This is a genomic window from Corallococcus aberystwythensis, from assembly GCF_003612165.1.
GTDB lineage: Bacteria > Myxococcota > Myxococcia > Myxococcales > Myxococcaceae > Corallococcus > Corallococcus aberystwythensis.
On the sequence record NZ_RAWK01000141.1, the window covers coordinates 1 to 26,214 of the forward strand.

General features: G+C 67.3%; 27 protein-coding genes. 17 read left to right on the top strand and 10 right to left on the bottom strand.

The window, feature by feature from the left end:
* Nucleotides 1-52: 52 nt before the first annotated feature.
* Complete coding sequence (locus D7W81_RS22960; protein ID WP_158621661.1) at nt 53-388, bottom strand: PilZ domain-containing protein; 336 nt, start codon at nt 386-388, stop codon at nt 53-55.
* 125 nt (nt 389-513) lie between these two features.
* Between D7W81_RS22960 and D7W81_RS22965 the strand changes: the two genes are divergently transcribed.
* A complete protein-coding gene (locus D7W81_RS22965) occupies nt 514-1,035 on the top strand; it encodes a GreA/GreB family elongation factor (RefSeq protein ID WP_120557538.1) in 522 nt (173 codons plus the stop codon).
* 8 nt (nt 1,036-1,043) lie between these two features.
* Here the strand turns inward: D7W81_RS22965 and D7W81_RS22970 are convergent, their stop codons facing one another.
* The gene (locus tag D7W81_RS22970; RefSeq protein ID WP_120557539.1) at nt 1,044-1,760 is read right to left on the bottom strand and encodes a class I SAM-dependent methyltransferase; all 717 of its coding nucleotides are present in this window, start codon (nt 1,758-1,760) and stop codon (nt 1,044-1,046) included.
* Between the two features lie 125 nt (nt 1,761-1,885).
* On the opposite strand from D7W81_RS22970, the gene D7W81_RS22975 reads away from it, so the two are divergent.
* From D7W81_RS22975 to D7W81_RS22990, 4 genes are all read left to right on the top strand, one after another.
* Nucleotides 1,886-2,368 (top strand): hypothetical protein, encoded by a 483-nt coding sequence (locus D7W81_RS22975; RefSeq protein ID WP_244227370.1) that lies wholly within the window; start codon nt 1,886-1,888, stop codon nt 2,366-2,368.
* 129 nt (nt 2,369-2,497) lie between these two features.
* Entirely contained in the window at nt 2,498-3,223 is a 726-nt protein-coding gene (locus tag D7W81_RS22980; RefSeq protein ID WP_120557540.1) for an SDR family oxidoreductase, read from the top strand.
* Nucleotides 3,220-4,011, top strand: a complete 792-nt coding sequence (locus D7W81_RS22985; protein WP_120557541.1) for a dihydroneopterin aldolase — start codon at nt 3,220-3,222, stop codon at nt 4,009-4,011. Before D7W81_RS22980 ends, D7W81_RS22985 begins: the two co-directional genes overlap by 4 nt.
* 76 nt (nt 4,012-4,087) lie before the next feature.
* The gene (locus D7W81_RS22990) at nt 4,088-4,834 is read left to right on the top strand and encodes a queuosine precursor transporter (protein ID WP_120557542.1); all 747 of its coding nucleotides are present in this window, start codon (nt 4,088-4,090) and stop codon (nt 4,832-4,834) included.
* 59 nt (nt 4,835-4,893) lie between these two features.
* Here the strand turns inward: D7W81_RS22990 and D7W81_RS22995 are convergent, their stop codons facing one another.
* The 5 genes from D7W81_RS22995 to D7W81_RS23005 all read right to left on the bottom strand — a co-directional run bounded on the left by D7W81_RS22995 (nt 4,894) and on the right by D7W81_RS23005 (nt 11,569).
* The gene (locus tag D7W81_RS22995; RefSeq protein WP_120557543.1) at nt 4,894-5,223 is read right to left on the bottom strand and encodes a hypothetical protein; all 330 of its coding nucleotides are present in this window, start codon (nt 5,221-5,223) and stop codon (nt 4,894-4,896) included.
* Nucleotides 5,224-5,306: 83 nt separating this feature from the next.
* Nucleotides 5,307-5,453 (bottom strand): hypothetical protein, encoded by a 147-nt coding sequence (locus D7W81_RS42460; RefSeq protein ID WP_158621662.1) that lies wholly within the window; start codon nt 5,451-5,453, stop codon nt 5,307-5,309.
* Nucleotides 5,454-5,588: 135 nt separating this feature from the next.
* A complete protein-coding gene (locus D7W81_RS23000) occupies nt 5,589-7,157 on the bottom strand; it encodes an ATP-binding protein (protein WP_158621663.1) in 1,569 nt (522 codons plus the stop codon).
* A 14-nt stretch (nt 7,158-7,171) separates the two neighbouring features.
* A complete protein-coding gene (locus tag D7W81_RS42060; RefSeq protein WP_147445589.1) occupies nt 7,172-8,914 on the bottom strand; it encodes an ATP-binding protein in 1,743 nt (580 codons plus the stop codon).
* Between the two features lie 42 nt (nt 8,915-8,956).
* The gene (locus tag D7W81_RS23005) at nt 8,957-11,569 is read right to left on the bottom strand and encodes a U32 family peptidase (RefSeq protein ID WP_120557544.1); all 2,613 of its coding nucleotides are present in this window, start codon (nt 11,567-11,569) and stop codon (nt 8,957-8,959) included.
* Nucleotides 11,570-11,821: 252 nt separating this feature from the next.
* On the opposite strand from D7W81_RS23005, the gene D7W81_RS23010 reads away from it, so the two are divergent.
* From D7W81_RS23010 to D7W81_RS23030, 5 genes are all read left to right on the top strand, one after another.
* Complete coding sequence (locus D7W81_RS23010) at nt 11,822-12,967, top strand: heparan-alpha-glucosaminide N-acetyltransferase domain-containing protein (RefSeq protein WP_120557545.1); 1,146 nt, start codon at nt 11,822-11,824, stop codon at nt 12,965-12,967.
* An 84-nt stretch (nt 12,968-13,051) separates the two neighbouring features.
* Nucleotides 13,052-13,330 carry a glutaredoxin 3 gene (gene grxC / locus D7W81_RS23015; RefSeq protein WP_120557546.1) on the top strand — a complete coding sequence of 93 codons (279 nt, stop codon included), beginning with the start codon at nt 13,052-13,054 and terminating at the stop codon, nt 13,328-13,330.
* Between the two features lie 376 nt (nt 13,331-13,706).
* Complete coding sequence (locus tag D7W81_RS23020; protein ID WP_120557547.1) at nt 13,707-15,374, top strand: right-handed parallel beta-helix repeat-containing protein; 1,668 nt, start codon at nt 13,707-13,709, stop codon at nt 15,372-15,374.
* Nucleotides 15,375-15,426: 52 nt separating this feature from the next.
* Nucleotides 15,427-17,385 (top strand): PAS domain S-box protein, encoded by a 1,959-nt coding sequence (locus D7W81_RS23025; RefSeq protein WP_208721421.1) that lies wholly within the window; start codon nt 15,427-15,429, stop codon nt 17,383-17,385.
* Entirely contained in the window at nt 17,375-19,297 is a 1,923-nt protein-coding gene (locus tag D7W81_RS23030) for an ATP-binding protein (protein ID WP_120557548.1), read from the top strand. The genes D7W81_RS23025 and D7W81_RS23030 overlap by 11 nt, the downstream gene beginning before the upstream one ends.
* Before the next feature lie 15 nt (nt 19,298-19,312).
* Here the strand turns inward: D7W81_RS23030 and D7W81_RS23035 are convergent, their stop codons facing one another.
* On the bottom strand, nt 19,313-20,182 hold the full coding sequence (locus D7W81_RS23035) for a cyclic di-GMP-binding domain-containing protein, MshE-related (protein ID WP_120557549.1): 870 nt from the start codon (nt 20,180-20,182) through the stop codon (nt 19,313-19,315).
* Between the two features lie 314 nt (nt 20,183-20,496).
* Here D7W81_RS23035 and D7W81_RS23040 point away from each other — a divergent pair, with 314 nt between their 5' ends.
* The 4 genes from D7W81_RS23040 to D7W81_RS23055 all read left to right on the top strand — a co-directional run bounded on the left by D7W81_RS23040 (nt 20,497) and on the right by D7W81_RS23055 (nt 23,254).
* On the top strand, nt 20,497-21,240 hold the full coding sequence (locus D7W81_RS23040; RefSeq protein ID WP_120557550.1) for a MotA/TolQ/ExbB proton channel family protein: 744 nt from the start codon (nt 20,497-20,499) through the stop codon (nt 21,238-21,240).
* A gap of 154 nt (nt 21,241-21,394) precedes the next feature.
* A complete protein-coding gene (locus D7W81_RS23045; protein ID WP_120557551.1) occupies nt 21,395-21,883 on the top strand; it encodes an ExbD/TolR family protein in 489 nt (162 codons plus the stop codon).
* A gap of 18 nt (nt 21,884-21,901) precedes the next feature.
* Entirely contained in the window at nt 21,902-22,480 is a 579-nt protein-coding gene (locus tag D7W81_RS23050) for an ExbD/TolR family protein (RefSeq protein WP_120557552.1), read from the top strand.
* 114 nt (nt 22,481-22,594) lie between these two features.
* A complete protein-coding gene (locus D7W81_RS23055; protein WP_120557553.1) occupies nt 22,595-23,254 on the top strand; it encodes an HAD family hydrolase in 660 nt (219 codons plus the stop codon).
* Nucleotides 23,255-23,324: 70 nt separating this feature from the next.
* Here D7W81_RS23055 and D7W81_RS23060 read toward each other — a convergent pair whose 3' ends face one another.
* Complete coding sequence (locus D7W81_RS23060) at nt 23,325-24,440, bottom strand: fatty acid desaturase family protein (RefSeq protein WP_244227371.1); 1,116 nt, start codon at nt 24,438-24,440, stop codon at nt 23,325-23,327.
* A gap of 374 nt (nt 24,441-24,814) precedes the next feature.
* On the opposite strand from D7W81_RS23060, the gene D7W81_RS23065 reads away from it, so the two are divergent.
* Complete coding sequence (locus D7W81_RS23065; protein ID WP_120557555.1) at nt 24,815-25,021, top strand: cold-shock protein; 207 nt, start codon at nt 24,815-24,817, stop codon at nt 25,019-25,021.
* A 93-nt stretch (nt 25,022-25,114) separates the two neighbouring features.
* A complete protein-coding gene (locus D7W81_RS23070) occupies nt 25,115-25,306 on the top strand; it encodes a hypothetical protein (RefSeq protein WP_120557556.1) in 192 nt (63 codons plus the stop codon).
* A gap of 115 nt (nt 25,307-25,421) precedes the next feature.
* Here D7W81_RS23070 and D7W81_RS23075 read toward each other — a convergent pair whose 3' ends face one another.
* Nucleotides 25,422-25,643 carry a hypothetical protein gene (locus D7W81_RS23075; RefSeq protein ID WP_120557557.1) on the bottom strand — a complete coding sequence of 74 codons (222 nt, stop codon included), beginning with the start codon at nt 25,641-25,643 and terminating at the stop codon, nt 25,422-25,424.
* Between the two features lie 210 nt (nt 25,644-25,853).
* Here D7W81_RS23075 and D7W81_RS23080 point away from each other — a divergent pair.
* Nucleotides 25,854-26,214 (top strand): MASE1 domain-containing protein (locus D7W81_RS23080; RefSeq protein WP_208721422.1); only part of this gene is annotated, 361 nt, incomplete at its 3' end.

Consider the following 26,214-nt stretch of genomic DNA (forward strand, 5'->3'; position numbering starts at 1 on the left):
GTCGGAGCCCCCGGTCCCGGCGAGCCCCGAGACGACGAAGTAGTCCTGGCTGTCAGGTGAACCAGCGGATCAGGCGCCTGCCCTGCAAGCGCCTGAACGCCCCCAGCCGCCGCTGGAAGTCCCCGCCGATGGTGACGAAGCGCACGCCACAGCGTCCCCGCGTGCGCTCCCCGGCGGAGCGGCGGGCCCACATGACCCGGGCCTGGAAGGGGACCTCCTCGTCCCCCAGCAGCAACGCGCCCTCCAGGAGATCGCCCGCCTTCATCGGCTGGAGCATCTCCGCGCAGAAGCCGCCCTCCGACACATCCCGCGTGTAGAGCGGCAGCATGCCGCGCAGACGGACGGCCAGGCGATGCTCGAAACGAGGCACGGCTCGGGGCAGGTGCATGTCCGGATTCTGACGGATTCCGTCCGCGCAGTAAAATTGCGCCAATAGAAAGCGGGCGGACAGGCGGACCCGGCGTGCAAATCCTGGGAAACGTTGAGAAATCTCCTGGGAGGAGGGAGCGGCCCATGTCGAAGGCATTCACCAAGGAAGACGGGGGCGGCGACGAGGGGCTCACCCCCGCGCGTCCACGGTCGACGTCGGCGGAGCAGCGCTACATCACCCCGGAGGGCTACCGCGCGCTCCAGGAGGAGCTCCTGGACCTGCAGGGCCCCGCGACCGGGGACTGGCCGGAGCTGGAAGCGGGCGTGCGCAAGCGAGAGCGGGAGCGCCGGGCGCGTGAGCTCACCGCCATCCTGGAGGACGTACGGGTGGTGGTGCCGGAGCCGTCGCAGGCGGGCCGCGTCTTCTTCGGTGCGTGGGTGGTGCTGGAGGACGAGGACGGCGCGCGCATGCGCTACCGCATCGTCGGCCCGGACGAAGCGGACGTGAAGGCGGGACGGCTGAGCGTGGAGTCACCGCTGGCGCGCGCGCTCCTGGGCAAGGAGGCCGGCGAGGCCGTGCAGGTGGAGCGTCCCCGCGGCACGGTGGAGTACGAAATCCTCGCGGTGGAGTACGCGGAGTCCGAAGCCGCCACGGCCGCGCCGTAGGTGCCGTTTCAGCGCTTCGTGGCGATGACGGTGACGAGCCGGCCGAAGGGCTCCGGCATGTCGCCCTCGCGCACCTCCACGTCGAACCCCTCCGCCTCCAGCAGGACGCGGGCGCGGGGCACGAGGAACGTCAGGTAGTACATGACGAACGGCGGCTTCCAGAGCGCGTTGCGCACGCGCATGGCGGCGTTGAAGCCCTTCGCCACCCAGTAGCCGGGGTTCAGCGTGGACGGCGGCTGCGCGGTGACGAAGACGAAGCGGCCCCCGGGCTTCAGCGCCCGCGCGATGCCCGCGACGAGGCGCGGCTCGTCCTCCTCCAGGATGTGCCCGAAGGCGCCGAAGCTGGTGATGAGGTCGAACGCCGCGTTGAAGGGCAGCGCCAGTGCATCTCCCCGCACGAAGTCGAGCGCCGCGCTGCCCGGCGCATCCGCGAGCCTTCGCCGCGCTTCGTCCAGCATGCCCCCGCTCAGGTCGAACCCCACGACGCGCTCGCGGCACAGCGGGCGCAGCACGCGCATCGCGGCGCCGGTGCCGCAGCACACGTCCAGCGCGCTGCCTACGCTGCCGGGAGCCCCTGCGTGCGCGAGCGCGGCCTTGAGCACCGGATCCGGCGTGCGGAACGGCGTGTGCTCGAACTTGGGCGCGAGCAGGTCGTAGCCCTGCTCGACGGAGGTGAGGGCCTGCCGTGCAAGCTCGCGGAAGGTGGGGCCGTCGCGGTGGAACATGGGATGAGGTGTACCCACATCCCCCTGCTCCCGCCACCAGGGTTCAGGGCGACCCGACGGGATTTGAATGTTCCGGCGGGGGCCCCGTCAGTCAGGACAAGCAACTCGGACGGAGGATGGAAGACATGGCTTTCAAGCTCGGACTCGCGACCCTCGCCTTCGGTGCACTGCTGCTCGGTTCCTCCACGTCGATGGCGGCGGACTGGCGCGGGCAGACGCGGGCGGATGCGCGCTGGGGCGGCCAGGAGCAGCGCGGTGGCTGGGAAGCGCCGCGGGACCAGGCGTTCCGCTACGTCGATGACGACGCGAAGACGCGCCGCTTCATGGGCTGCCGCGGCCCGAACTGCAACCAAGGCCCCATGCCGCGCCCGGTGGACTCGCGCGGCCGCTACGAGCTGCAGACGGTGGAGCGCTGGGTGCCGGCGCGCTACGAGCAGGTCTGGGTCCCCGAGCAGTGCGTGTCCCGTGGCCGTCACGGCCGCCACGTGCGCTGCACGCCGGGCTACTACGACCAGCGCTATGTGGCGGGCGGCTACCAGGCGGTGACGGAGTGGGTCTGGGTGCCGCACGCCGGGCGCCGCTGGCAGACGGTGGTCTACTACCCGTAGCAAGGACTTGAAGGACGGACGGACGACGCAAGGGGAAGCAGGGGACGCGGGGCGGTGCCTGGAGAGGGGTCTCCAGGTGTCGCCCCGCGGTGTTTTTTCGCGGGCGGGCCTGTTAGTCAGGGCCCGCATATGGGGACCGCATTCATCACGGGCGCGGGCGTGCGCGTTGGCAGCGCGGTGGCGCGAGCGCTCGGCCGCGCCGGCTACGACCTGGCACTCCACGCGAACCGCTCCATGGCGCCGCTGGAGGCCCTGGCGGACGAGCTGCGAGCGCTGGGCCGCGACGTCACGCTGTACAGCGGCGACCTCTCCGACGCGGAGGCCGTGGACGCGCTGGGCGCGCGGGTCCAGAAGGCGCACCCCGCGCTGGACGTGGTCGTCCACAACGCGGGGCTCTATGAACGGGTGGACTTCGCCGCCGTGACGCGCGAGCAGTACCGCCGCATGCTCGCCGTGAACGTGGACGCGCCCTTCTTCCTCACCCAGGCGCTCCTGCCGTCGCTGCGCGCGGGCAGGGACCCGCTGGTGGTGCACCTCACCGACATCGGTGGCGAGCGGGCGGTGAGCCACTACGCACACTACTCGGTGAGCAAGGCGGGGCTGGTGATGCTGACGCGCGCGCTGGCGGTGGAGCTGGCGCCGCACGTGCGCGTCAACGCCATCTCCCCGGGCGTGGTGGCCTTCCCGGAAGACTTCGACGAAGCCGCTCGCCAGGAGGTGCTCCAGCGCGTGCCCATGGGCCGTGAGGGCAGCGTGGAGGACGTGGCGCGCACGGTGGTGTTCCTCGCGCGCGAGGCGCCGTACCTCACCGGGCAGATCATCGCGGTGGATGGCGGAAGGAGCGCTCGGCTGTGAGCCAGGAGCCGGTGTGGATCCACCCCGTGGTCACCGACGCGCAGGGCCGTCCGCTGGACGTGATGGAGCTGCGCGGGCTCACGGTGGACGTCATCGTGGGCGTCTACAACCGCGAGCGCGTGACGCCGCAGCCCTTGCGCCTGGACGTGGCGCTCTTCCTGGACGCACGGCAGGCGGCGGTGGGCGGACGGCTGGCGAACACCGTGCACTACGGACGGCTGGCCGGAGAGCTGAGGTTCCTCCTGGATGCGTGCCGCTTCGAGCTGCTGGAGTCCGCCGCGGAGGCGGTGTGCCGCTACCTCCTGGCACCGCCCACGGACGCCGCGCCGCACGCGCACCTGCACGCCGCCACGGTGCGGGTCACCAAGCCGGAGGCGTTGACGGGGTGGGCCATCCCCTCGCTCCAGGTGCACCGGACCGCGGCCGAGATGGTGTACCGGACGGAGGCGAAGCCCTTCGGCCACGTGGACATCCTCCACGAGGGGGCGACCTACGGCGTGTACCGGCTGCGGGTGGATCCAGGCGAAAGCATCCCTCCTCGCGTGGACGGACTCACGGAGGGCATGGAGCTGGTGCTGGGCGCGGGGATGCTGCTCCAGGGGCAGCCGGTGGGGCGGGGGATGGCGTTCAGCGGACCCGGCGTCTTCGGGCACCGCTACGACAACCCGACGGCCACCGAGCAGACGGTGCTGGGGGTGTACCGGCCCCGTCTGGTGCTCTCCGAAAGGAGCGCTTCCGGAGAGGCCGCGCCGGTGGGGACGGGCACGCTGTACTACCTGCCTGAGTAGGCCCCGGGCGGCCATGCGGCGGAGCGGGGAGGGTATGCTAGCTCTAGAAGCGCCTCGCTCTTGAAGGACGCAACGGATGACCCTGGACCGGCGGATTCAGCTTTTCGTGGTGCTCGCGGGGCTGTTCATCACCTCGCTGGTGGTGGGCGACATCATCGGGGTGAAGCTGTTCGAGGTGCACCTGGGGCCCATCCCGGCGGTGATGTCGGTGGGGATGTTGCCGTTCCCGGTGACGTTCCTGCTGACGGACATCCTCAACGAGTTCTACGGCAAGAAGGTCGCGCGGTTCGTGACGTGGGTGGGCTTCTTCATGGCCATCTTCACGTTCGTCATCGTCGCGCTGGCGGGCCTGATTCCGTGGGCGCCGATGACGGAGGCGAAGGGCTACAGCGGGACGGTGGCGGCGTCGTTCAACAACGTGTTCGGCGGCTCGCAGCGCATCCTGATGGCGTCGATGGTGGCGTACCTGGTGGCCCAGTTCCTGGACATCTCGGTCTTCAACCTGCTCAAGCGCGTGACGAACAACCGGATGCTGTGGCTGCGCGCCACGGGCTCCACGGTGGTGTCGCAGCTCATCGACACCATGGTGGTGCAGTTCATCGCCTGGACGGGCGTGCTGCCGCAGGAGGTCATCTTCCGGATCATCTTCACCTCGTACGCGGTGAAGCTGCTGGTGGCCATTGGCCTGACGCCGCTCGTCTACCTGGGGCACGCGCTGGTGGAGCGCAAGCTGGGCATCGCCCCCGTGGTGCTGGGGGAGAACGGTGAGCCGGTGAACCTCGCGTCCACCAAGACCGAGCCCCCATCCGCCGCCGCGGCCTGAACGAACAGAGGAGCAGGGCTCCGCGCGTGAGCCCGGCCCCTTGAGTCATCAGCGGATGACTAGATGCCGCAACCCGCGGAGCTGTTCGCGCAGGTGCCGGTGTTCAGGCAGCAGATCTGCGATGAGTTGCAGTACGTGGTGCTGGGAAAGCTTCCCGTGGCCGGATCCCACTTCCCGCAGGGGATCGCATCGTCCGCCACGGGCCGACACGCCGAGTTGATGCAGCCCTGGCCGGACGGACACTGGCTGTTGTCCTGGCAGTACTTCAGGCCCTGCTCCACGGAGTCCATCTCCGGCGCCGCGGCGTCTTCCACGCCGCCGCAGCCCGTGAGCGCACCGAAGCCCAGCGCCGCGAACATCACCAGTCCACGCAGCTTGTTCATGCTCATCCCGATTGTCCTTGTGAGGGGGGACATCGAGTCTAGGAGGCCGGGTGTCGCACGGACAATGCGACCCCGGCGCACAATGTGTCTCAGCGTGCGTTCGCCGCCGGGTGCTTGAGCACCTGCATCGTGCCGCGCGTGACGCCGAACTGCTCGTGCACCGCTGCGCGCTTCACCGCCTCCGCGGGCGACAGTCGGCCCGCGAGCAGCTCATGACAGGTGTCTTTCTCATGCAAAATCTCGCACAAACCCTATGTGCGACCGCCATACAACTCGCTCCATGATTGTCATGGAAATATTTTCAGTATGTTTTCCTAGGCGCCCAACCATGTCCACGAGAAAGGTGGACTGTAGCAAGTGGGTGTTGATTTCTATTTGCGCTTTGCCATTTGAAGCAATAAGTGATCGACCGGCAACGCATCTCTACTCTCTACTACGAAATGCGAAATGCCGAGGGATGATAACTCTCCATTTTGAGATACTCTGTCTTCAAGGCACTTCGATTTGTAAGTGTCTGCCCATTGGTCGTCTAGGGTATCCCCAATCATTAAGACTAAGGATGCCCTTGTGGTGGAGGTCTGATAGCCTACTGCTTGATCGTGAATTTGCTTGTAATCATTTCTTGGCCAGATTTTAACCTCGATAACGCAGTCGCCGGCAAAACGTTGATGGGTTGCCTTGATGTCTGTTCTGCCTGCGCCGCCGAGTGCTTCGCGCTCTGCGGTCCATCCCATTTGGCGAAGAGCAACGACGATTACTGCTGAGAAGACTGCCTCAGGAACAAGTTGACGGTTTTTAGCTGTTTCTGAACCACGATAGAAATCGCTGCTGATTGAGTGGATGTGTTGAATGATTTTGAGCGTGTCTCGTAATGCCTGGGTTCGAATGTCAGGCGCAATCGACTGTTCGATGGCGGTGAGTGTGATAATTGATGACACTGGCGTGACTGAGAGAGGGTTGCTGTATAAGCTGCCACTGACCCTGATTAGGCCGGCGGCTTTTAATAGTCGCAGAGTTTCGTTCAGGTCTGGGGTTTGATTATTGCTTTCGAAGGCAAGCTCGTCTGTGAGCTTGGTGCGCTCTATTGTTGGAGCATACTTTAAGAGAGAGCGCCATACGCGAATTGCTCCGGAAGATGTATGGCCAGTGTTGAGTGGTCTTGTGAATGCCTGGAAAAAATCAGCATGGCGATCTCGGAATCGAAGGTATTCGAGTTCGACATCTTTGACTGAGATTGATTCTTTTTCCCAAAGATTCTGTAGGCCGTAAACGGCGAGGCTTGAGTTCCCTCCTGATAGCAATAGGAGGGCGTCTGTGGATCCAGCCTCTATGGGGCGGCTCTGAACGAGTGGAAGAGATAACGCATTGATTTCGTTCTCGGATAGAGGGGGGAGTTCAACAAAGGCAGCCCTGCTTAAGAAGGGAGAGCCTAGTGTTGAGCGGAGCAGAAAGAAATTGAGACCGCCAGACACAAGGATGCTGAGCTTGGGCGTGAACTCCCTGGCCGCGCTCTCTAGTGTGTCGAGGATGCCAGTCGCAAAATACAGATCCTCGTCTTTGCCCGACCCAAGGAATCTCTCGAATCCATCAATTATTATTGTCGACGAGTAAGTTTCCTTGTTTTTGTTTATGTGCTCCGACAAGGTGTCGACGAGGTCGCAGTCTGATTCTTCTAGTTCGAGAAGTTTCTGTATTTTTGTGATGAACGACCTTGTTGTTCGAGAGGTTGGCGGCGCTGTAATTAGGTAGGATTTTTTGTCTGGGTGAGAGTTCAATTCTTTATGGATGGAGCGGACTAGAACGCTCTTACCTGCGCCAGTCGCTCCGAGAAGGACACAGCCTTCGCCGCGCGCAAGGCGCACTACGAGTTCGTTCGTGGCGTTGACTCTGGGGACAATGATTGAGGGTGAGTGCGTCTTCCAGTTGTAAGGATTGTTCAAGGTTTTCCTCCTGACTACTTGCGGCGACGGTGATGGTGATGGCGCGGAGGAAGCTTGGGCTGTGGATTGGAGGGGGCTTTGTCTAGAAGTTTGCTGAGAGGTGGAAAGGTGAAGCGACCATCTCCGGTTGATGGAGCAGTACTGTCTTTGCGGACAGTTGCGATTGTCGGCGCTTCGCGCTGTGGCTCAAACGCCTTCGCATATTGCAAGAGGACTTCGGGTATGAATGGGCCAGAAAGGCCTTCCTGGAGAATTCCGAAATTCCGCAGTGTAAGCGCAGGAGTTCCGCTCCAACCTCCATTTTTTTCAATGCTGGCGCTGATTGTATTGGAGAGTGTTGCGTCTTCTAGCAACTTGTATGATTTTGTGTATTTGGTTCGAAGTAGATGCAGTATTTCTGCGCAAACTTCGTGAACAGTAGCGCGCTCTTGGAAGACAGCAGGTGCTCGGTCGCAAATGGCATCAGTGGTGATGCGTTCGCTGTGTGGGAGATTGTCTTTCGTGACCTGAAGAAGGGCCGAACCAAATTGCCTGTGAAGTAGTGGATGCCCCCCAGTCCACTCTGCTGCCAGTGAGGCCGTCTTGGCGCCTACATCCAGGCCTACTCTTTTCCCAAGTTTCCTCAGAAGTTCAGGTGCCTTCTCTGGCTTAATCGGGCCAATCCATCGGATAACCAGCCATCCAAGGAGTGGATTGGGAAAGCCAGTTAGCTCAGGGCGTTGTGCGAACGCGGGCTCTCTTCCGATAAGTACAATGGATAGTCTCTTGGTCTCTTGAGCCCATCCTCGAAGGAGTCTGAATAGTTCTCCGACGCCCGGGATTGGCGGTTGGCCTCCGCTGCCTTCGAAAAGGTAGTCGTACTCGTCGAGCACGATGCAGATGGGGATTTCGAGATTTCGGAGGCTGAATCTGACTAGCTCGTCGATTCTGTCGAGTGGGGATGCGTTTGCGTTTGGTTTGAATGATATCTTGCTGGCGCGAAGTCTGTTTTCTATTGACTCGGCAAGTCCGTAGAATAGGCGCTTTTGAGTTCTGTCGAAAGCGCGCTGCACATCGAACCAAGCAACAAATGCTCGAGCATTGTCTCCACCTGGGGCATGCTCACTGCCTTGGATGAGCGAAAGACGTGCGCTGATTGGATCGAGTGAGTCTGTTGCAGCACGCACGACCGAGGTTTTTCCGACCTTTCGTAATCCAAAGACGCCGATTGCATCGCCCGACTCGATACGAGTACAAAGATCTGCTATCTCCTCGGCTCGGCCGATTACTTGACGGCCGCGCACAGGGGTTTTTTCTTCGAATAGGTCGAATTTGGGAAGAAGCCGTTGGAACTGTTCTTGGAGGGACGGTACTTCTTGCCCCAAAGGAGGCCATGGGATGACTTGCCCCCACTTTCCAGGCAGTCGCTCAATGCGCCCCTCAAGGTCTGGGCTGTCGTCGCAAACAATAATAAGGTCTAAGTCGAGGCGAAACCCTGAGCGGTAGAGTTCTACCCGGGCCCGTTCAAGATCTCGGGCCATGATTTGGCCACGAACTGCCACGATTAATACCTCTGGAGCTGTGCCAAAGCCTTCCTGAATTGTGTTGGGAAGACGTATACGAAGGTGGAATAGGTAGTCGGTGACCTTTCTGATGTGAGTCAGTTCGGCGTCTTCACTGGCTATGCGCTCTGAGAGTTGCCTGGCCCAGGGAACAGTGGTTTCGAAATATCTTCTTTGGATTTCCAGTGTATCTTGAGATGGGTTTTCGTCATTCATTGCTTGTCCTCGTGTTGGTTGGTGATTTGTTTTAATGTTGTTCTAGGTTGGCGGGTGCTGTTTATTGGGGTGCTTGAGCACCTGCATCGTGCCGCGCGTGACGCCGAACTGCTCGTGCACCGCCGCGCGCTTCACCGCCTCCGCGGGCGACAGCCGGCCCGCGAGCAGCTCCTGATACGCGGCCAGCACGCGCGTGGCCTCCTCGCGCGTCTCTCGCACGAACTCCACGCGGAACCTGCGCACGCCGCGCTCCAGCAGCCGGGGCACCAGCGACGCCGCGCTCTGCGCCTGCGCGTTGAACACCGTGTTGCGGCACCCCACGTCCACGATGACCGGGTGCTCCAATCCCAGCCGGTCCTTCAGCGCGATGGCGTGCTTCTCACACGGCCGCCCGCAGGTCTTGTAGTCGCGCCCGTTGGACAGCGTGTGTGAATACACGCAGTGCTCCGTGTGGAACGTCGCGATGTGGTGATGCAGCGCCACCGCGAACCGGTGCGCCGGTGCCTGCTCCAGGAGCGCGAAGAGCTGCTCCGAATCCAGGTCGTGCGACACCGTCAGCGTGTCCAATCCCAATCCCAGCAGGTGCGCCGCCGTCAGGGAGTTCGTGACGTTGAGCGAGAAGTCCCCGTGCAGCACCGGCCGCGACGCCCCGGCAGTCTGCTCCAGGAAGTGCATCATCGCGCCCCAGTGGCGCACCAGGACCGCGTCCGGCCGCAGCCGGTCCAGGCGCGTGTCGTAGCCCTCCTCGCCCGGCTTCTGCACGCGCACCGTGGCGATGGTGACGCGCAGCCCCGCCGCGCGAGCCCGCTCCACCGCCTTCTGGAGCCCCACCATCTCCATCCAGTCCAGCTCCACCTCGTCCAGGCCCGCCGCGATGACCGCTTCCAGCTGCGCGTCGTTGCGGCACAGCGGCAGCAACCGCGGAGCCTCCTCCGCCGGCCGCGAAGCCACCTGCGCCAGCAAGCCCTGACGCACGCGGGCCTCCACCGCCTCCGTGCTCACGGTCCGCGCGGGGCCGCGCTCCACGTCCGCCGTCAGCTCCGCCACCAGCTGGCGCCGCAGCGCCTTCAGCTCCGACACCGGCAGGTGCAGCCCCGGCGCCAGCCCGGACGCATCCAGCTGCGCCAGGTGGAACGACGTGCCGCCCAGCGCGGCCAGCTTGTCCTTGAGCAGCGCCGCGTCCACACCCGCGCCCCGCGACGGCGCGAGCAGCGTCGTGCCCACCGCCTCGCGAGTGAACCGCGCGGTGCTCATCCGCACGCGCAGCGGCGTGCCCTCCGCGCCGGACACCCACAGCGACAAGGGGATGCGGCCCTCGGGCTCACCCTCCGCGAGCAGCTCTCCCGTGCGCCGCGCCAGCGCGGGGTCGCTGTTCAGCCACACGCGCTGCCCCGGCGCCACACGGCCCAGGTCCGGTCCGGGATGCCCGAAGCCCAGCACCCACGCGTCGCCCTCGCGCTCCACGCGGAAGATGGGGCCGCCCGGCTCGTGCTTGTCCTCCGGCGCGCCCGCGTCGAACACCACGCCCATGCCCGGACGTGGATCCACCTCCGCGGGGTCCGGCTCGCCCGTGAGCGGCGCGGACACCTTGCCCGCCGGGGCGTCGGGCCGCTCGTCCAGACCCAGCGCGCCCGTCCACGGCCGGTCGTCCGGCACCACGAGCACGTCCTTGCCGGACACCGCATGCACGCGGCCCAGGTACAGCCCGCGGTGCTTCGGGAAGCGTCCCTCCACCAGCGTCTGGTGGTCGGACCCGGCCAGGAACCCGTGGGAGAAACCCCGGCTGTACGACAGCGACATCTCCGCCAGGTCCTTCGCCAGCCGCGCGCCGTCGGGCTTGCCCACCATCACGCCGTCCAGCCAGCGGCGGTAGCCCTGCACCGTGCTGGAGACGTACTGCGGCCCCTTGAGCCGGCCTTCAATCTTCAGGCTGTGCACGCCGATGTCCGCCAGCTCCGGCACCGCGCGCACACCCGCCAGGTCCTTGGGGCTGAGCAGGTACTTCACCTCGCCCAGGTCGCGCGTCTCGCCGTCCACCACCAGGTCGTACGGCAGCCGGCAGGACTGCGCGCACTGACCCCGGTTGGCGGACCGGCCGCCCCAGGCCTCGCTCGTGAGGCATTGGCCGCTCCACGACATGCAGAGCGCGCCGTGGATGAAGACCTCCAGTTCGATGTCCGTCTGCGACGCCAGCCGGCGGATCTCCGCCACCGACAGCTCGCGCGGCACCACCATGCGCGTGAAGCCCAGGCCCGTGGCGAACCGCGCGCCCTCCGCGCTGGACAGCGTCATCTGCGTGGACGCATGCAGCTCCAGCTGGGGACACACCGCTCGCGCCAACAGCGCCACCGCCGGGTCCTGCACGATGAGCGCGTCCACCCCTGCTTTGGCCACGCCACGCAGCAGGTGCTCCACCACCGGCAGCTCCGGCTCGAACACCAGCGTGTTCAGCGTCACGTAGGCGCGCGCGCCGGCCCGGTGGATGAGCCCCACCGTGTCCGGCAACCGCTCGAGCGAGAAGTTCTCCGCACGGGCTCGCGCGTTGAAGCCTTCATCGAGCCCGAAGTAGACGGCGTCCGCGCCACTGGCGAGGGCGGCACGCAACGACTCCAGGTCACCAGCGGGGGCGAGGATTTCGGGGCGTCGGGGAGACATGCCTCCTACCTAGCACGCCCACTCCGGCCGCTCAGCAAACGATGCCCGTCCACCCACCGGGCGGCCATCCTGCCAGACCGCTCCATGCGCCTCACCACAGCCGGGTGATTGGCGTGACAAGGATTCCAGTGGCAAAGGTTGCCCGGCGGAATGTTTGTCTTTGATTCCCGCGGTGATATCCCTGACCGCGGGCGCTGAGCGGATGGGGGATGCCATCAAGAACCGCGCGCCCCTTTTCCGAAAGGTTTTCCAATGCAGCGCGAGCAGATGCCAGGGGCGAGGTCCGCCTCGGGACGGCTGGAAGCGGTGGATGCCATGCGGGGCACGGTGATGCTGCTCGTGTTCCTGTCGCACTTCGCGGACGCGTATCTCTATCCGCTGGGCGGTGAGGCCGCGCACCTGCGCGAGCGCATCAACCTGCTGACGCGGATGGCCACGCCCGGCTTCATGGTCATCAGCGGCCTGATGCTGGGGCTGCTGTACGCACGCAGCCGCGACTTCGGTCCGCTGCGCACGCGGCTCCAGCGCCGGGGCCTGTTCCTGCTCACCGTGGGCCACCTGCTCATCGTGCCCACGTATCGCTTCTGGCCGGACGAACCGCTGTACCTGCTGCGGACCCTGGTGGTGACGGACACCCTCGGGGTGGCGCTGCTCGTGGGGCCCTGGGTGGTGACGCGGCTCAACGGACGGGCCCGCGCGGCGCTGGGGCTGGGGCTGTTCGTGCTGAGCTGGACGGTGAGCCTGTGCTGGTGGCCGGAGTCGGCCGTGGCGCGCACGCTCAAGGAGGTCTTCTTCGGTCAGCGCGAGCTGTCCGTGCTGCTCTCCGGCTTCCCGGTGGTGCCGTGGCTGGGCGTGTACCTGGTGGGCAGCCTGTTCGGTGAGTGGCTGGGGACGTGGGGCCGCGCGGACGTAAAGGGCGTGGGGCGGCGCTTCGAGCTCGTGGGCCTGGGCATCGCCATGGGCGGCGCTGGGCTGGTGGTGCTCCACATCGCGGTGCACCACCTGTGGCATGGCGCGGGCTTCGACACGCTGATGGCGCTCACGTCGCAGGCGCAGAAGTACCCGCCGGGGCCTGCCTACCTCGCGCTCTATGGCGGCACGGTGCTCGCGTTGCTGGGGCTCCTGATGCGCGCCGAGCAGGCCGGATACCTGTCGCACTACCTGAAGGCGGCGAGCGTCATCGGCCGGCACTCGCTGCTCGCGTTCGTGCTCCAGTTCTACGTGTACTACGCGGGCCTGTACCTCCTGCGGCTGCACTACACGCCGCTGTGGCCGCTGCTGTTCGTGTTCACGGCCGGGCTCCAGTGGTGTGCCCTGTACGCGTGGGACCTGCGAGGCCGCGCCCGGGAGGCCAGCGTGCGCCTGCCCGCGGGCGTGCCCGTGTCCGGCGCTCGCTGAGTAGGGCAGGCAGGGGAGCGAGCGTCCCCACGTCGGGTGGCGGACCGCGGTCCGAGTTCCCACCCTTTGGCGCAGGAGGACGTGATGCTCGAGGTCGTCGTCTACATGAAGCGCACCTGCCCCTATTCGCGGCAGGCCATGGAGCTGCTCAACGAGAAGGGCTGCGAGTTCCAGAAGGTGGATATCGCCGCGGACGAGAAGCGGCGCGAGGAGATGATGGATCGCTGTGGCCGTCACACGGTGCCGCAGATCTTCATCGCGGGACGCCACGTTGGCGGCTGCGATGACCTGTACGCGTTGGAGGAGCGCGGGGAGCTGGATGCGCTCCTCGGCCGCGAGGCCCAGGACTCCACCTCGCCCTGACGCTGTCATCCACCGTCGCGCTCGGGCCGTGTTCCTCCTGCCGGGGGACACGGCCCGCGTGTCTCCACGGCACCGCCTTCGTCCCTCCGGGCAGTGGCCGTGATGGGACTGGCAGCGGAACTTGTCGTGCCTCGGGGACGGAGCCTCCCGGGTGGGAGCCTTGAAGCCCGTCCTGCGCGCGGTGCCCACCCTCCGGCACATTCGCGGGCCCCTGTCGCCAGGCCCAACCGCGCGGATTCACACTCCTGCCCGGCCGCCCGGCAACCAGGCGGCGGCGAACTTCACGGCTGACAGGGAATGGGCGGCACGCATGTTCCCGTTGCCCGCCGAGCCCGCGAGCGCACCCCCGCGCCGTGAACCCTTACGAGGAGTCCACATGCGCTTCCGCCTGCCCCTGACGGCCATGGTCTGCGCCACCGGGATGCTTGCTGGCCTCGCCGGCTGTACCGGCAAGGTCGAGCCCTCGCCCGCGACAGCCACGCCTCCGGGCCCATCCAGTCCGCCCATCGTCACTCCGCCCGGGCGGCCCCAGACGCCGGCGGACGCGGGCACGGACCCCGTCGTGGACGGAGGTGCCGTCACGGACGGCGGCAGCACCCCCACGGATCCGGTGGAGCCACCGCCCACGGAGCCGCAGGAGCCCGAGCCGCCTCCGCCCGCCGAGCCGCAATACACGCGCGTGCTCTGGGTGTCCCCCAGCGGCAATGACTCCGCGGCCGGCACGGAAGCGCTGCCCCTGCGGACGGTGGCGCGAGCCTTGTCGCAGGTGAAGCCCGGCGAAGCGGTGTTCCTCAAGTCCGGCACGTGGCGCGAACACGTCCAACTGACGGAGCGGCAGGGCACGGCGGCCAGGCCCCTGACGCTGCGGGCCGCGCCGGGCGCCACGGCCATCCTCAAGGGGGGCTCCATTGGCGAGACGTCGCTGGTGGAGGTGAGCGGCGCGTACTGGAACATCGAGGGGCTCACGGTGGACGTGGGCGGCGAGTCCGCCTTCGCGGTGATGTGGCGCGGCGCGGGCGCGCACCACGGCGTGCTCAAGGACAGCATCGTGAAGAACGGCACGGAGGGCGCGGGCGTCTACGTGACGGACAAGGCGCACGACGTCCTCATCCAGAACAACGACATCTCCCGCTTCGACCAGGGCGACGTGGACAGCCACGGCGTCGCGGTGCAGACCTCCGCGTCCAACGTGGTGGTGCGCGGCAATGACATCCACCACAACTCCGGTGACGGCGTGCAGTGCCTGGGGCCGGAGGGCGGCGCCACCAACCCGGGCACGCCGTTCGACAACCTCCTCGTGGAGGGCAACCAGCTCCACGACAACCGGGAGAACGGCGCGGACATCAAGACGTGCACCCGCGTCACGCTGCGTGGCAACACCATCTACAACCACCGCTCCGTGTCCACCTCCGCGGGCGAGGGCATCATCGTCCACATGTCCCCGTCCGACGTCACGCTGGAGGACAACGTCTTCTACGCCAACGCGCGCGCCATCCAGATTGGGGGCAACCGCGAGGGCGCACCCCCCACGCGCGTCATCCTGCGCCGCAACCTCATCCACGACGGCCTGGGCGAAGCGGACGGGGAGGAGGGCACCGGCATCCGCATCGACGCGTCCGTGGACGTGAAGGTGCAGCACAACACCGTGTGGAACCTGAGCGGCGCGTGCCTCATCTTCGGCGCGGGCTCCACCGGCGCGAGCCAGGGACTGGATGTGCGCAACAACATCTTCGCGGGGTGCGGCATCGCCGCGCGCGGCGGCTCCGGCCGGAGCGGCGCGGTGGTGGACGGCAACCTGTACTCCCGGAGTGGCGGCGCGGTGGTGTTCAACCTGGACGGCGCTTCGGTCAGCCTGGCGGACTGGCGCACGAAGGCCGGCCTGGACAAGCGCTCCCAGGAGCGGGCCCCCGCCTTCGCCGACCCGGGCTCGGACGACTACCAGCTTTCAGCGCAGTCCCCCGCGCGCGAGGCGGGCCTGTCGCTGGGGCTGCCCTTCTGCGGGGCGGCGCCGGACCAGGGCGCCTTCGAGTCAGGCTGCCCCTGACCCCCGGGGTTGTGTAGACTCCGGGCCCCCTCGCTCCGGAGTCCAACACCCCGTGTCGGCCCCGTCGGAACCCGCCTTCGGCATCGTCCTGGTCCCCCCGGGGTCGGTGGCAAAAGAACCCCTGAACGCAGCGGCCGAACGCGCGGGCCTGCGCGTGGTGGACGACCCGGACGACGCCTCGCTGGCGCTGGTGGACCTCACCGCGCCCGGCTGCGGCCCCGCCGTGGTGGAGCTGCTCACGTCCCTCAACGGGCCGCACCTCACGCTCATCGCGGTGGTGTCCCCGGAGCCGCGCGGCTTCGCCGCCGTGGACACGCTGCGCCCCGCGGACATCATCACCCACCAGGGGCTGCCGCATGAGCTCACCTGGCGCCTGCAGCGCGCCGCGGAACGCCACCGCGAGCGCGAGGAGCAGGCCCGCAGCCAGACGGACCTGGCGCTGCTCCTGGAACTCACCGCCGACTACGCGGAGAGCTCCGACGTGGAAGCGCTCCTGCACGGCGTGACGCGCCGCCTCGCGGAGCAGCTGGACATCGCGCGCGCCACGCTGGTGATGGTGGGCGGCGGCGTGGACGAGGGCGTCATCGTCGCCGCCAGCGACGACCCGGGCATGAAGGACCTGCGCATCGACCTGGCGCGCTATCCCGAAATCCGCGAGGTGGTGCGCACCGGCAAGCCCGTCGTGATGCAGGAGGCCGCCACGCACCCGCTCCTGGGCGACCTGGAGCGCCAGGCCGTCGCCGCGCGAGGCATCCACGCCATCGCCGCGCTGCCCCTGCCCATCCGCGGCCAGGTGCGCGGCGTGCTGCTGTTGCGCGCGGCCGGGCGCAGGCGCGCCTTCAGCACGCGCGAAATCGACTTCCTCACCACGGTGGCCCACGCGACGGCGGTGGCGCTCCGGAGCGCGTCGGTGCTCCAGTCCGTGCAGACGGCGCGGCTGGCGGCGGAGGAGAAGGCCGCGTCCTTCAAGCCCTACCAGCTCTTCTTCGCCCACGTGAGCGAGGGCGTGGCCATCCTCGACGACGAGGCCGCCGTGCTGTCGCTCAACCCCTCTGGCGCGTCCATGCTGGACACGACCGCCGGCGAGGCGCGGGGCAAGCACCTGAATCAAATCACCCAGCCGGTGGACGACGGCGTGCTGATGGAGCTGGTGACGTCCGCGTCGCGCGGCGAGGCGCGCATGGGCGTGGACGTGGTGGTGCGCACCCCCGCCGGCCGCTGCCTCACGCTGTCCATGTCCGCGGCGCCGCTGCGCGACGAGGACGCGGCCACCATCCTGTCCTTCCGCGACGTGACGCACGCGCGCAAGCTGGAGGACGAGCTGCGCAACACGAAGGACTTCCTGGAGCGGCTCATCGACTCGTCGGTGGACGCCATCATCGCCGCCGACCTGAAGGGGCGCATCATCCTCTTCAACAAGGGCGCGGAGGCCATGTGCGGCTACACCGCGCAGGAGGCCCAGGAGAAGCTCAACGCGCTCCAGCTCTACCCGCCCGGCGAGGCCCAGCGCGTCATGGCCCAGCTGCGCGGACCGGACATGGGCGGCAAGGGGCGGCTGTCGCTCACGCGCCAGGAACTGATGCACCGCTCCGGCGAGCGAGTGCCCGTGAACATGACGGCCTCCATCGTCTACGAGGGCGGCCGCGAGTCCTTCACCGTGGGCATCTTCACGGACCTCCGGGACCGGGTGCAGCTGGAGCGCAAGCTGTACGACGTGGAGACGCGGCTGGAGGAGAGCGAGAAGAACGCCGTCATCGTCGCGCTCGCCGGCACCGCGGCCCACGAGCTCAACCAGCCCCTCACCTCCGTGATGGGCTACGCGGAGCTGCTCAAGCGCAAGCTCAAGGAGGAGGACTTCGCCTACAGGCCGGTGGACATCATCTACCGCGAGGCGGAGCGCATGGCGGAGATCGTCCGGAAGATCGGGAAGATCACCCGCCTGGAGCTGAAGTCATACGTGGGGGCGAAGCAGATCCTCGACCTGGACAAGGCCAGCTCCCATGAAGAGTGAGGTCCGCGCCGTGCGTCCGTCCGGAACCCTGGCCCCCGACGCCTTCCAGGCCTTCTTCGACGCGCTGGACGAGCCCGCCGCCGTCTGCGACGTGGCCCTGCGCATCGCGGCCGTGAACCCCGCGCTGCGCCGCTTCTGCGCCGGGCACGACATCTCCGTGGAGGTGCTGGCGGAGGCCCTGGCGGGCGCCGTCGCGCCGGAGGACGGGCAGTCCCACGAGGTCGACCTCGTGCTCCAGAGCGGCACCTCGCTGGTGCTCACCCTGTCGCGCCGCGCGGACACCGTGGCGGTGCGCGCCCGCGTGGACACGGAAGTCATCAGCGGCCGGCTGGTGGTGGCGGAGCGGGCCCTGCTGGAGCAGGCGCGCACCGAAGGCGTGCTCCTGGACCTGGGCCGCAGCGTGGCGGAAGCCGGCGGCGAGGAGGAGCTGGTGGCCGCGGTGGCGCGCGGCGTGAAGGAGCTGTTCCCCGGCCGCGCCTTCTGCATCCGCATCGTGGACGCGCGCACCGGTGGCCTCACGTCGCTCTACGCCGAAGGCCGCCTCAAGGAAGGCGCGCACGAACCGCTGGTCCTCTTCCAGCGCTCCGTGGAGAAGACGAACCTCACGCCCACGGCGCTGCCCCAGGGGCGGGTGACCATCTCTGAAGAGGTGCCGCTGCTCTTCCACGGCAGCACCCGCGCGGTGAGCGCGCCCCTGGTCGCGAGCGGCCAGCTCTTCGGCGCCATCAACATGGAGTACCCGGAGGGGCTGGACGCGGACCCCGCGCACGACGAGCGCGTGCTGCTCCAGCTGGCCAGCCAGGTCGCCGTGGCGGTGAAGAACGCGAAGCTCATCGACGAGCTGACGTTCGTGCGCAAGTACCTGGAGGAGCTGCTGGAGAAGGCCAACGCGCTCATCCTGGTGGTGAACCGGGACAAGCAGGTGGTGGTCTTCAACCAGGCCCTGAGCGCGCTCACCGGCCTCACCAAGGAGCAGGTGCTGGGCCGCGACTTGTCCTCGCTGGTGGCGGACAGCGAGCAGCTGCGGCTGGCCCCCGTGCTGGCGGCGGCCATGCGCGGCGAGTCCGTGAACAACTTCGAGACGCGCCTGCTCACCCGCGACGGCGGCGAGGTACGCGTGTCCTTCGCCACCTCCTCCATGCTCACCCAGCCGGGAGAGGTGGAGGGCGTCATCGCCATTGGCCAGGACGTCACGGTGGTGAAGGAGCTGGAGAAGCGCATCATCCACGCGGAGAAGCTGGCCTCCATCGGGCAGCTGGCGGCCAGCGTGGTGCATGAAATCAACAACCCCATGACCGCGGTGGCCACCTACGCGGACGCGCTGCTCCAGCGCTCGCGGATGACGCCGGGCGCGAACCCCGCGGACCAGGAGAAGCTGAAGAAGATTCTGGAGAGCAGCCACCGCATCCTGCGCTTCACCCGCGACCTGGTCAGCTACGCGCGGCCCGCGCAGGACCGGCCGGAGCGCGTGTCGCTCAACGCCGTCGTGGACATGGCCGTGGGCTTCTGCGAGCACGTCGTGTCCCAGGCCCGAGTCACCGTGCAGCGCGACTACGCCAGCGACGTGCCGCCCCTGGCCGCCGTGCGCGCCAACCTGGTGCAGGTGTTCGTCAACCTCATCACCAACGCCTGCCACGCCATGCAGCCCGGGGGGCAGGTGCAGTTGTCCACGGTGCAGGAGGGCACGGAGGCGGTGGTGCGCGTGCGCGACACCGGCACCGGCATTGAACCGCGCAACCTGTCGCGCATCTTCGAGCCCTTCTTCACCACCAAGCCGGAGGGGCGCGGCACGGGCCTGGGCCTGTCCATCTGCCAGGGCATCGTGGAGAACCACGGCGGCCGGCTCAGCGTGGAGAGCGCAATGGGGCAGGGCACCACCTTCACGGTGCGGCTGCCCCTGGCCGCGGACTGACGGACGGCGCGGGGTTCAGCCCTCGCCGCCCTCGTCGTCCAGCTCGCGCCGGAACTCCTCGTTCGTGAGCAGGCCCTTGCGCGCCATGATGCGCATCAGCGCCCAGAAGCGGCGCTCCAGCTCCTCCAGCCGGTCCGGCTCCTCGCGCGCCGCCTGTCCGAAGAGGTAGTCCAGGTCATCCAGCACGCCGCCCCCGGACGCGGGCGCCTTCGCCTTGGCCTTGTCCCCCGGACCCGCCGCCGCGCCGCTGCGCTTGCGCTTCGCCTGCTCCTCGCGCTCGCGGATGAGGTCCGCCAGCGACGTGCGCTGCGTCTTCTCCGCGGCGGGCAGCTCCTCGCCGACGATGACCTCCTCGTCGTCGTCCACCACGGCCGGGCGCGCGGGAGGCGGAGCGGCTCTTGCAGGCGGACGCGCCGGGGCGGCGCGGGGGCCCGTGGCCACGGGGACCTTGTGGTAGTAGCGCAGGATGGCGCCGCGCACCGCGGACAGCGCCGTCACCCGGCCGCTGACCTTCATGCCGCTGGTGAACTCAATCTCCTCGATGGCGGTGATGTTCAGCGGATCCGCCATGGCCACCACCAGCTGCCGCCGGCCGCCCACGGTCTCCAGCGCGTAGGGGAACAGGTCGTGCTGTTCGCAGAAGCGCGCACGCAGGAAGTGCACCGCCGCCCAGTCTGGCGTGATCGCCGCCAGGTCCACCTGGGGCATCTCCAGGGCTTCACTCAACGCCTGGGCAAGCGTGGCTTCCGTGATGGCGCCCTGACCAATGAGCGTCACCCCCAGCCGCTGCCGCGTCTGTCGTTGCGCCGCGAGCCCCGCCTCCAGCTGGGCGGGGCTGATCGCGCCGCGTTCCACCAGCAGCTCACCAATGCGCTTCCTGGCCATGGTTTCCCCGCCTAGCACGGCACCCGAAGGTGCCCAAATCGCTGGCACGCCTGTTGCGCAAGCCACTGGAAAGGGCCTGCCAAGTGCCCTGTGGAGCGACTTGGCAAGCCGCGAGCCAACGCAAAATTCCTGTGAGATTTCAGTAACTAACGCTGAGGGTGCCTGCCTTGACACGCCTGGGAGCGGTTCCTAGACTCGGCGCCACCGTGATCCAAAATTCCTGCTTCTGACCTGGGTGGATGTCCACCCGGCCGGTAGCAGTGCGAAGTGGTCCGCAAGCGCGTGCCGCTCCGCCCATCTGGAGGCTTTCCGTGATGAACCTGGGGTTTGTAGCCAATCTGTCCGTCCTCGCCAACGCCGGCGGAAGCAATGAGACCTTCCTGCAGGAGCTGGGGCGCCGCTGGGAGTCCGGTCAGGCCGGCATGTACCCCATCGCGGTCTGTCTGGTGATCGCGCTCTCCATCATCATCGAGCGCAGCATCGTCCTGTTCGGCAAGGCCTCCATCAACAAGGAAGGCTTCCTGCGCGGGCTGAAGAAGCACATCTACGCGGGCGACCTGGACAAGGCCATCAACTACGTGGCCGGCCAGAAGAGCACGCCGCTGACCAACGTCGTCAAGGCCGGCCTGATGAGCGTGCCGAAGGGTCAGGAAGAGGTCCAGGCGGCGCTCGACGAGGCCAGCCTGCGTGAGACGCCGAAGCTGGAGGCGCGCACGGGCTACCTGGCGATGCTCGGCAACGCGGCGATGCTCGCGGGCCTCCTGGGAACGGTGAACGGTCTCATCACCTGCTTCGAGGCGGTGGCGAACGTGAACCCGGCCGACAAGGCGACCATTCTGGCGAACGGCATCTCTGAAGCCATGAACTGCACGGGCTTCGGTCTGCTCACGGCCATCCCGGCGCTCGTGGCCTTCTCCGTGCTGATGGGCCGCACCCAGGGCATCATCAACGACATCAATGAGACCAGCGTGTCCGTGCTGAACCTCATCGTGGCCAACCGCGACAAGTTCAAGAACCTGAACATCCCCGCGTCCGCCCACGCGCACGCCGAGGAGTAGTCCTCCTCACGGCAGCGCCGGTTGGAACCGGATGCACCGGCGCGCTGTCTGGTAGCCCCGAAGTGGTGGACCCAGACAGCCGCGTCCGTTCCCAAAGTCTTCTTGAAACGTCGTTCGTGCGCGAAGAGCGCGGTAGAGCAGGGAGGTAGTCGCCATGGCCGGCGGAATGGACCTGGGCACAGGTGGGAAGGGTGGCAAGAAGCCGCTCGATACCGCCATCAACATGGTGCCCTTCATCGACCTGATGGCAGTGACCATCAGCTTCCTCATCATGACGGCGGTCTGGACCCAGATCGGCCGTCTCCAGGTGTCCCAGGCCGGCGGGGCCTCCACGGACGAGCAGCAGGAGGAGGAGAAGACCAAGACGGTCCAGCTCACCCTCCTGGTGTCCGCCACGGAGATGCGCCTCACCGCCGACCAGAGCGCCTTCGACCCCATTCCCCTCACCCGGGATGACAAGGGCCGGCCGGACCTGACCAAGCTGGTGGCGCGCTTCAAGGAGTTGAAGGCGCAGCTGCCGGACCAGGCCGCCATCACCCTTCAGACCGAGGACATGGTCCGTTACGAGGACCTGGTCCGCATTATCGACGAGTGCATCGGCTCTGGGTTGCCCCAGGTGTCGGTCTCCGCGGCGATGGGCTAACAGGAGAGCACCCAAGCCATGGGCATCAAGATTCCCGGTAAGCGGTACGGCAAGCGGCTGGAGCACTCCAAGGTCTTCGGCCACGGCGGTCACGGCAAGAAGAACGGCAACGCGGACCTGCTCATCACCCCGCTCGTCGACATGTTCGTCATCATCGTGCTCTTCCTCATCGCGAACTTCTCCGCGACGGGCGAGGTGCTGATGATGACCAAGGACATCGTCCTTCCCGAAGCGGTCAACGTGAAGGAAGTGGAGATGCACCCGGTGGTGATGGTGTCCAACGACCAGGTCAGCGTGTCGGGCACCATCGTGGGCCGGGTGGAGGACCTCACCAAGGACGAGTACCTCAACATCCCCGCGCTGGAAGAGAAGCTGCGGGACATGAAGAAGCAGTTCGAGGACCTGCACTCCATGGCCGGGGGTGGCGAAACCTTCAAGGGTGACGTCAACATCCAGGCCAACAAGGACGTCCAGTTCAAGGTCATCAAGCGGGTGATGTTCAGCTGCGCCACGGCCGGCTACAGCAACATCAACTTCGCCGTCATCCAGGCGGGTGGCGCCGCGGCCGGTGAGAAGACCGCCGCCGTCACCCCGTAACAACAGCTTCGCGGCGGATCCCGGCCGGTTCCGGGATCCGCGCTTTACAAAAGACGCCCTGACCCTGCATGGGTCGGGGCGTTCGCGTTTTTGAAAGAAAGGCTCTCCGCCGTCATGCGCCTGCGCGCCGTGCTCTTCGACCTGGATGGGACGCTGGTGGACTCGCTGGGGGACATCGCCACGGCGATGAACCACGCGCTTCAGCAGCACGGCCTGCCGCCGCACCCGGAGGCCGCCTACCTTCGCTTCGTGGGGGAGGGCGTCGCGAAGCTCGCGGAGCGGGCCACGGCCAACGCGGCCCCCGCGCTCCAGGGGCAGGTGCTGTCCACCTACCACGCCTACTACGACACCCACCTGTTCGACCGGACGCGCGCCTACCCGGGCGTGGAGGACGCGCTGGTGGAGCTGGCGGCGGAGGGCGTGCGCCTGGGCGTGCTCAGCAACAAGTCCGACGACTTCGTGAAGCGGCTGGCGGCGCGGCTGCTGCCGGGCGTGCGCTTCACCGCCGTGTATGGCGAGCGGCCGGGCATCCCGCGCAAGCCGGACCCCACCGCGGCGCTGGCCCTGGCGGCGGAGCTGGGAACAGCGCCGGACGCGTGCGGCTTCGTGGGGGACACCTCCGTGGACATGGACACGGCGAAGGCCGCGGGCATGTACGGCGTGGGCGTCACCTGGGGTTTCCGCACGGCGGCGGAGCTGCACGCGCACGGGGCTCGCGCGGTGGTCTCCTCGGCGGGCGAGCTCCTGGCCGCGCTCCGGAACGCGGGCGCCTGAAAAGCAGCAGGGGCCGCCTCCTTGCTGTGGAGGACGGCCCCTGGGGCTACTCAATCGGTGGCTTCGTGGATCAGGCGGCCACGGCGAGGTCCGGCTTGGGCTGCTCCGGGACGACCTCCGCCGCGGGCGGACGGCCCAGCAGCTTGAGCATCCGGTAGTGCGACGCCACGGCGCCGCGGAAGGTCTGCGCCTCGATGTAGGGCAGGCCGTGCTCCTGGGCGGTGGCCTTCACGATTTCGCTCAGGGCCGGGTAGTGGATGCTGCACACCTTGGGGAACAGGTGGTGCTCCACCTGGAAGTTGAGGCCGCCCACGTACCAGCTCAGCAGGCGGTTCTTGCGGGCGAAGTTCGCGGTGGTGCGCAGCTGGTGCACCATCCACGCGTCCTCCACCTTGCCGTCCGTGTCCGGCACGGGGAACTCCGCGTTCTCCACCACGTGGGCCAGCTGGAAGACGATGCCCAGGATGAAGCCCGCCGTCATGTGCATGGCCAGCTGCCCCACGACGAACTGCCACCAGGTGACGTCCAGCACCAGCCACGGAATCACCAGCGTCCAGCCGTAGTACAGGGCCTTCATCGACAGCAGGCGGGCCCACTCGGCCGGCGCGTGCTTCTTGTCCTTGTAGGGGCCCAGGTCCTTCTGGAAGAAGTACTTGTAGTCCTTCGCGAACACCCAGAAGACCGTGGTCAGCGAGTACGCCAGGAACGCGTACAGGTGCTGGAAGCGGTGGTACCCCTTCCACTCGCTGTGCGGCGACAGCCGCAGCTGCGGGCTCACCGTCAGGTCCTCGTCCATGTTCTGGATGTTGGTGTAGGTGTGGTGCAGGACGTTGTGGGTGATGCGCCACATGTAGCTGTTCGCGCCAATGAGGTCGAACGCGAAGCCCACCACGCCGTTCACCCCGGCGTTGTCGCTGTAGGAGCCGTGCACGCCGTCATGGCCGATGCAGAAGCCGATGCCCGCGATGGCCACGCCCATCAGCACCGCCAGGCCCAGCATGCCCCAGGCGTTGAAGTGGCCGCTGAGCAGCAGCCCGTAGACGCCCGCCGTGAAACCCAGGATGGACAGGGCCTTCACGTACATGGCCTTGTTGGCCCGCTGTGAGAGGTTCCGGGTCTCGAAGTATTCAGAGACGCGCCGCTTCAGGTCCTCCGCGAAGGAGGCATCGCGTTGGCCAAAGGTCACACGGGTTGGGTTTGTCACTGGGAGGGACGCCTCACGGGAGGGGACGGCAGAATGTTCAGCGGGACCGGGCATCCACGATAGGACACGTCCGGGTGGAAGTGTTCGGGGCTGGAAACTATTCCGGAACACCGGCGCCTCCAATACCTGTCACTCCTGGCCGCCTGGACCGTCAGCCAGCGGGAAATGCCCCGCCCCACGAAGGCGTTTCACTGCCGGATCGAGGTTGTTACCTTCGACGGCGTGAGGGATACCGGGAGTGGTTCCCGGCTCGACTTCATGCCTGTTCAGGGCTAAGGCGCGGTCTTCGCCCCAAAATTCGGGGGCGGGCAGTCCGGCGATTTCGCAGGGTTGCCAGTGGGACAAGGAAGCAGATCATGGCAAGTGGTACGGTGAAGTGGTTCAATGATGCGAAGGGTTTTGGGTTCATCACGCAGGACAGCGGTGGTCCGGACGTGTTCTGCCACCACACGGCCATCCAGGCGGACGGTTTCCGCACCCTGGCCGAGGGCCAGAAGGTGGAGTTCGAAGTGAAGAAGGGCCCCAAGGGGCTCCAGGCGGAGAACGTCCGCCCGGTCGGCTGAGCCTTCCGGCTCTGGCTGCTCTTCACGCATCCACGAGGTCCGGCCTTGAAGGGGCCGGGCCTCTTTTTCGGTCAATGTTTTCCAGGAGGCTCCATGCAGGGAAGGTCCACGAAGCGGCAGAAGGAGATGGCGCGCCAGCAGAAGCAGCGCGAGAAGGACGCCAAGAAGGCCGAGCGCAAGACCGAGAAGGATCAGCGGCCGACGCGCGGGCCGGGCGAAGAGGATCCCGACATCGCCGGCATCATCCCGGGCCCGCAACCGCTGCCCGACGCATTCAACACCTGAGCTGGATGAAGCGACACCGCCCCGGCCCATGAGGGCACCGGGGCGGCGGTGGGCGAGGGGCCGGTGGGCCCCTTTTTCATGTCCGGAGCTTCCCCCGGGCTTCGGCGACGCGTGACTAGCCCACGCCGTATCTCAGCCGCTCCTTGTCCTCCGCGCGGTTGTGCGCGGTGGCCGCGGCGATGATGTGGCACACCCAGCCGAGGAGTCCGCCCGTGCCCAGCCAGAAGCCGGGCGTGATGATGAGCCAGAAGACTCCGCGCAGGATGTCACCGTTGTAGATCTGCCCCACACCAGGGATGAAGAACGACAGCAGCGCAGCAAGACCGGGACGCGACATGGAATCCGTTCCTCCTTGTCCCTTTCTACGGTCCTGAAGGGTGCCCATTGCATCCCCTGCCGGACGCCGCCTGCCTGCCGGGCAGGCTTGCTGGCGGATGGGGTGCAACGCCCTTCCGTCCCCGCTAGCATGACGCATGTTCCTCCGGCCCTGGTGTCACGGCCGGACGGGACGGGGGGAGTCATCATCCAAGGTCGTCCTCAGGCCCGTGTGGCGGCGTTCCCCATCCGGGGCCTCGTGGAGGTGCTCGCGCTGGCGGCGGTGTATCTGCTGGCCGCGCGGGTGGCGCTGTCACTGGCCGCGGAGAAGAGCCACATCTGTCCCGTGTGGTTGCCCTCGGGCGTGGCCCTGGGCGGGCTGCTGCTCCTGGGCGTGTCGCGCTGGCCCGCGGTGGTGCTGGGCGCGGCCGGGGTGGCGTACGCCATGGATGTGACCCCGGGCGTGGGGCTGTCCGTCGTGCTGGGCGCCACGCTGGAGGCGGTGCTGCCAGCGCTGTTGTTCCGGCGGATGGAGGGCGCGCGGGAGCTGCACCGCGTGCGCGACGTCGCGTGGCTGGGCGCGGGCGCGGGGC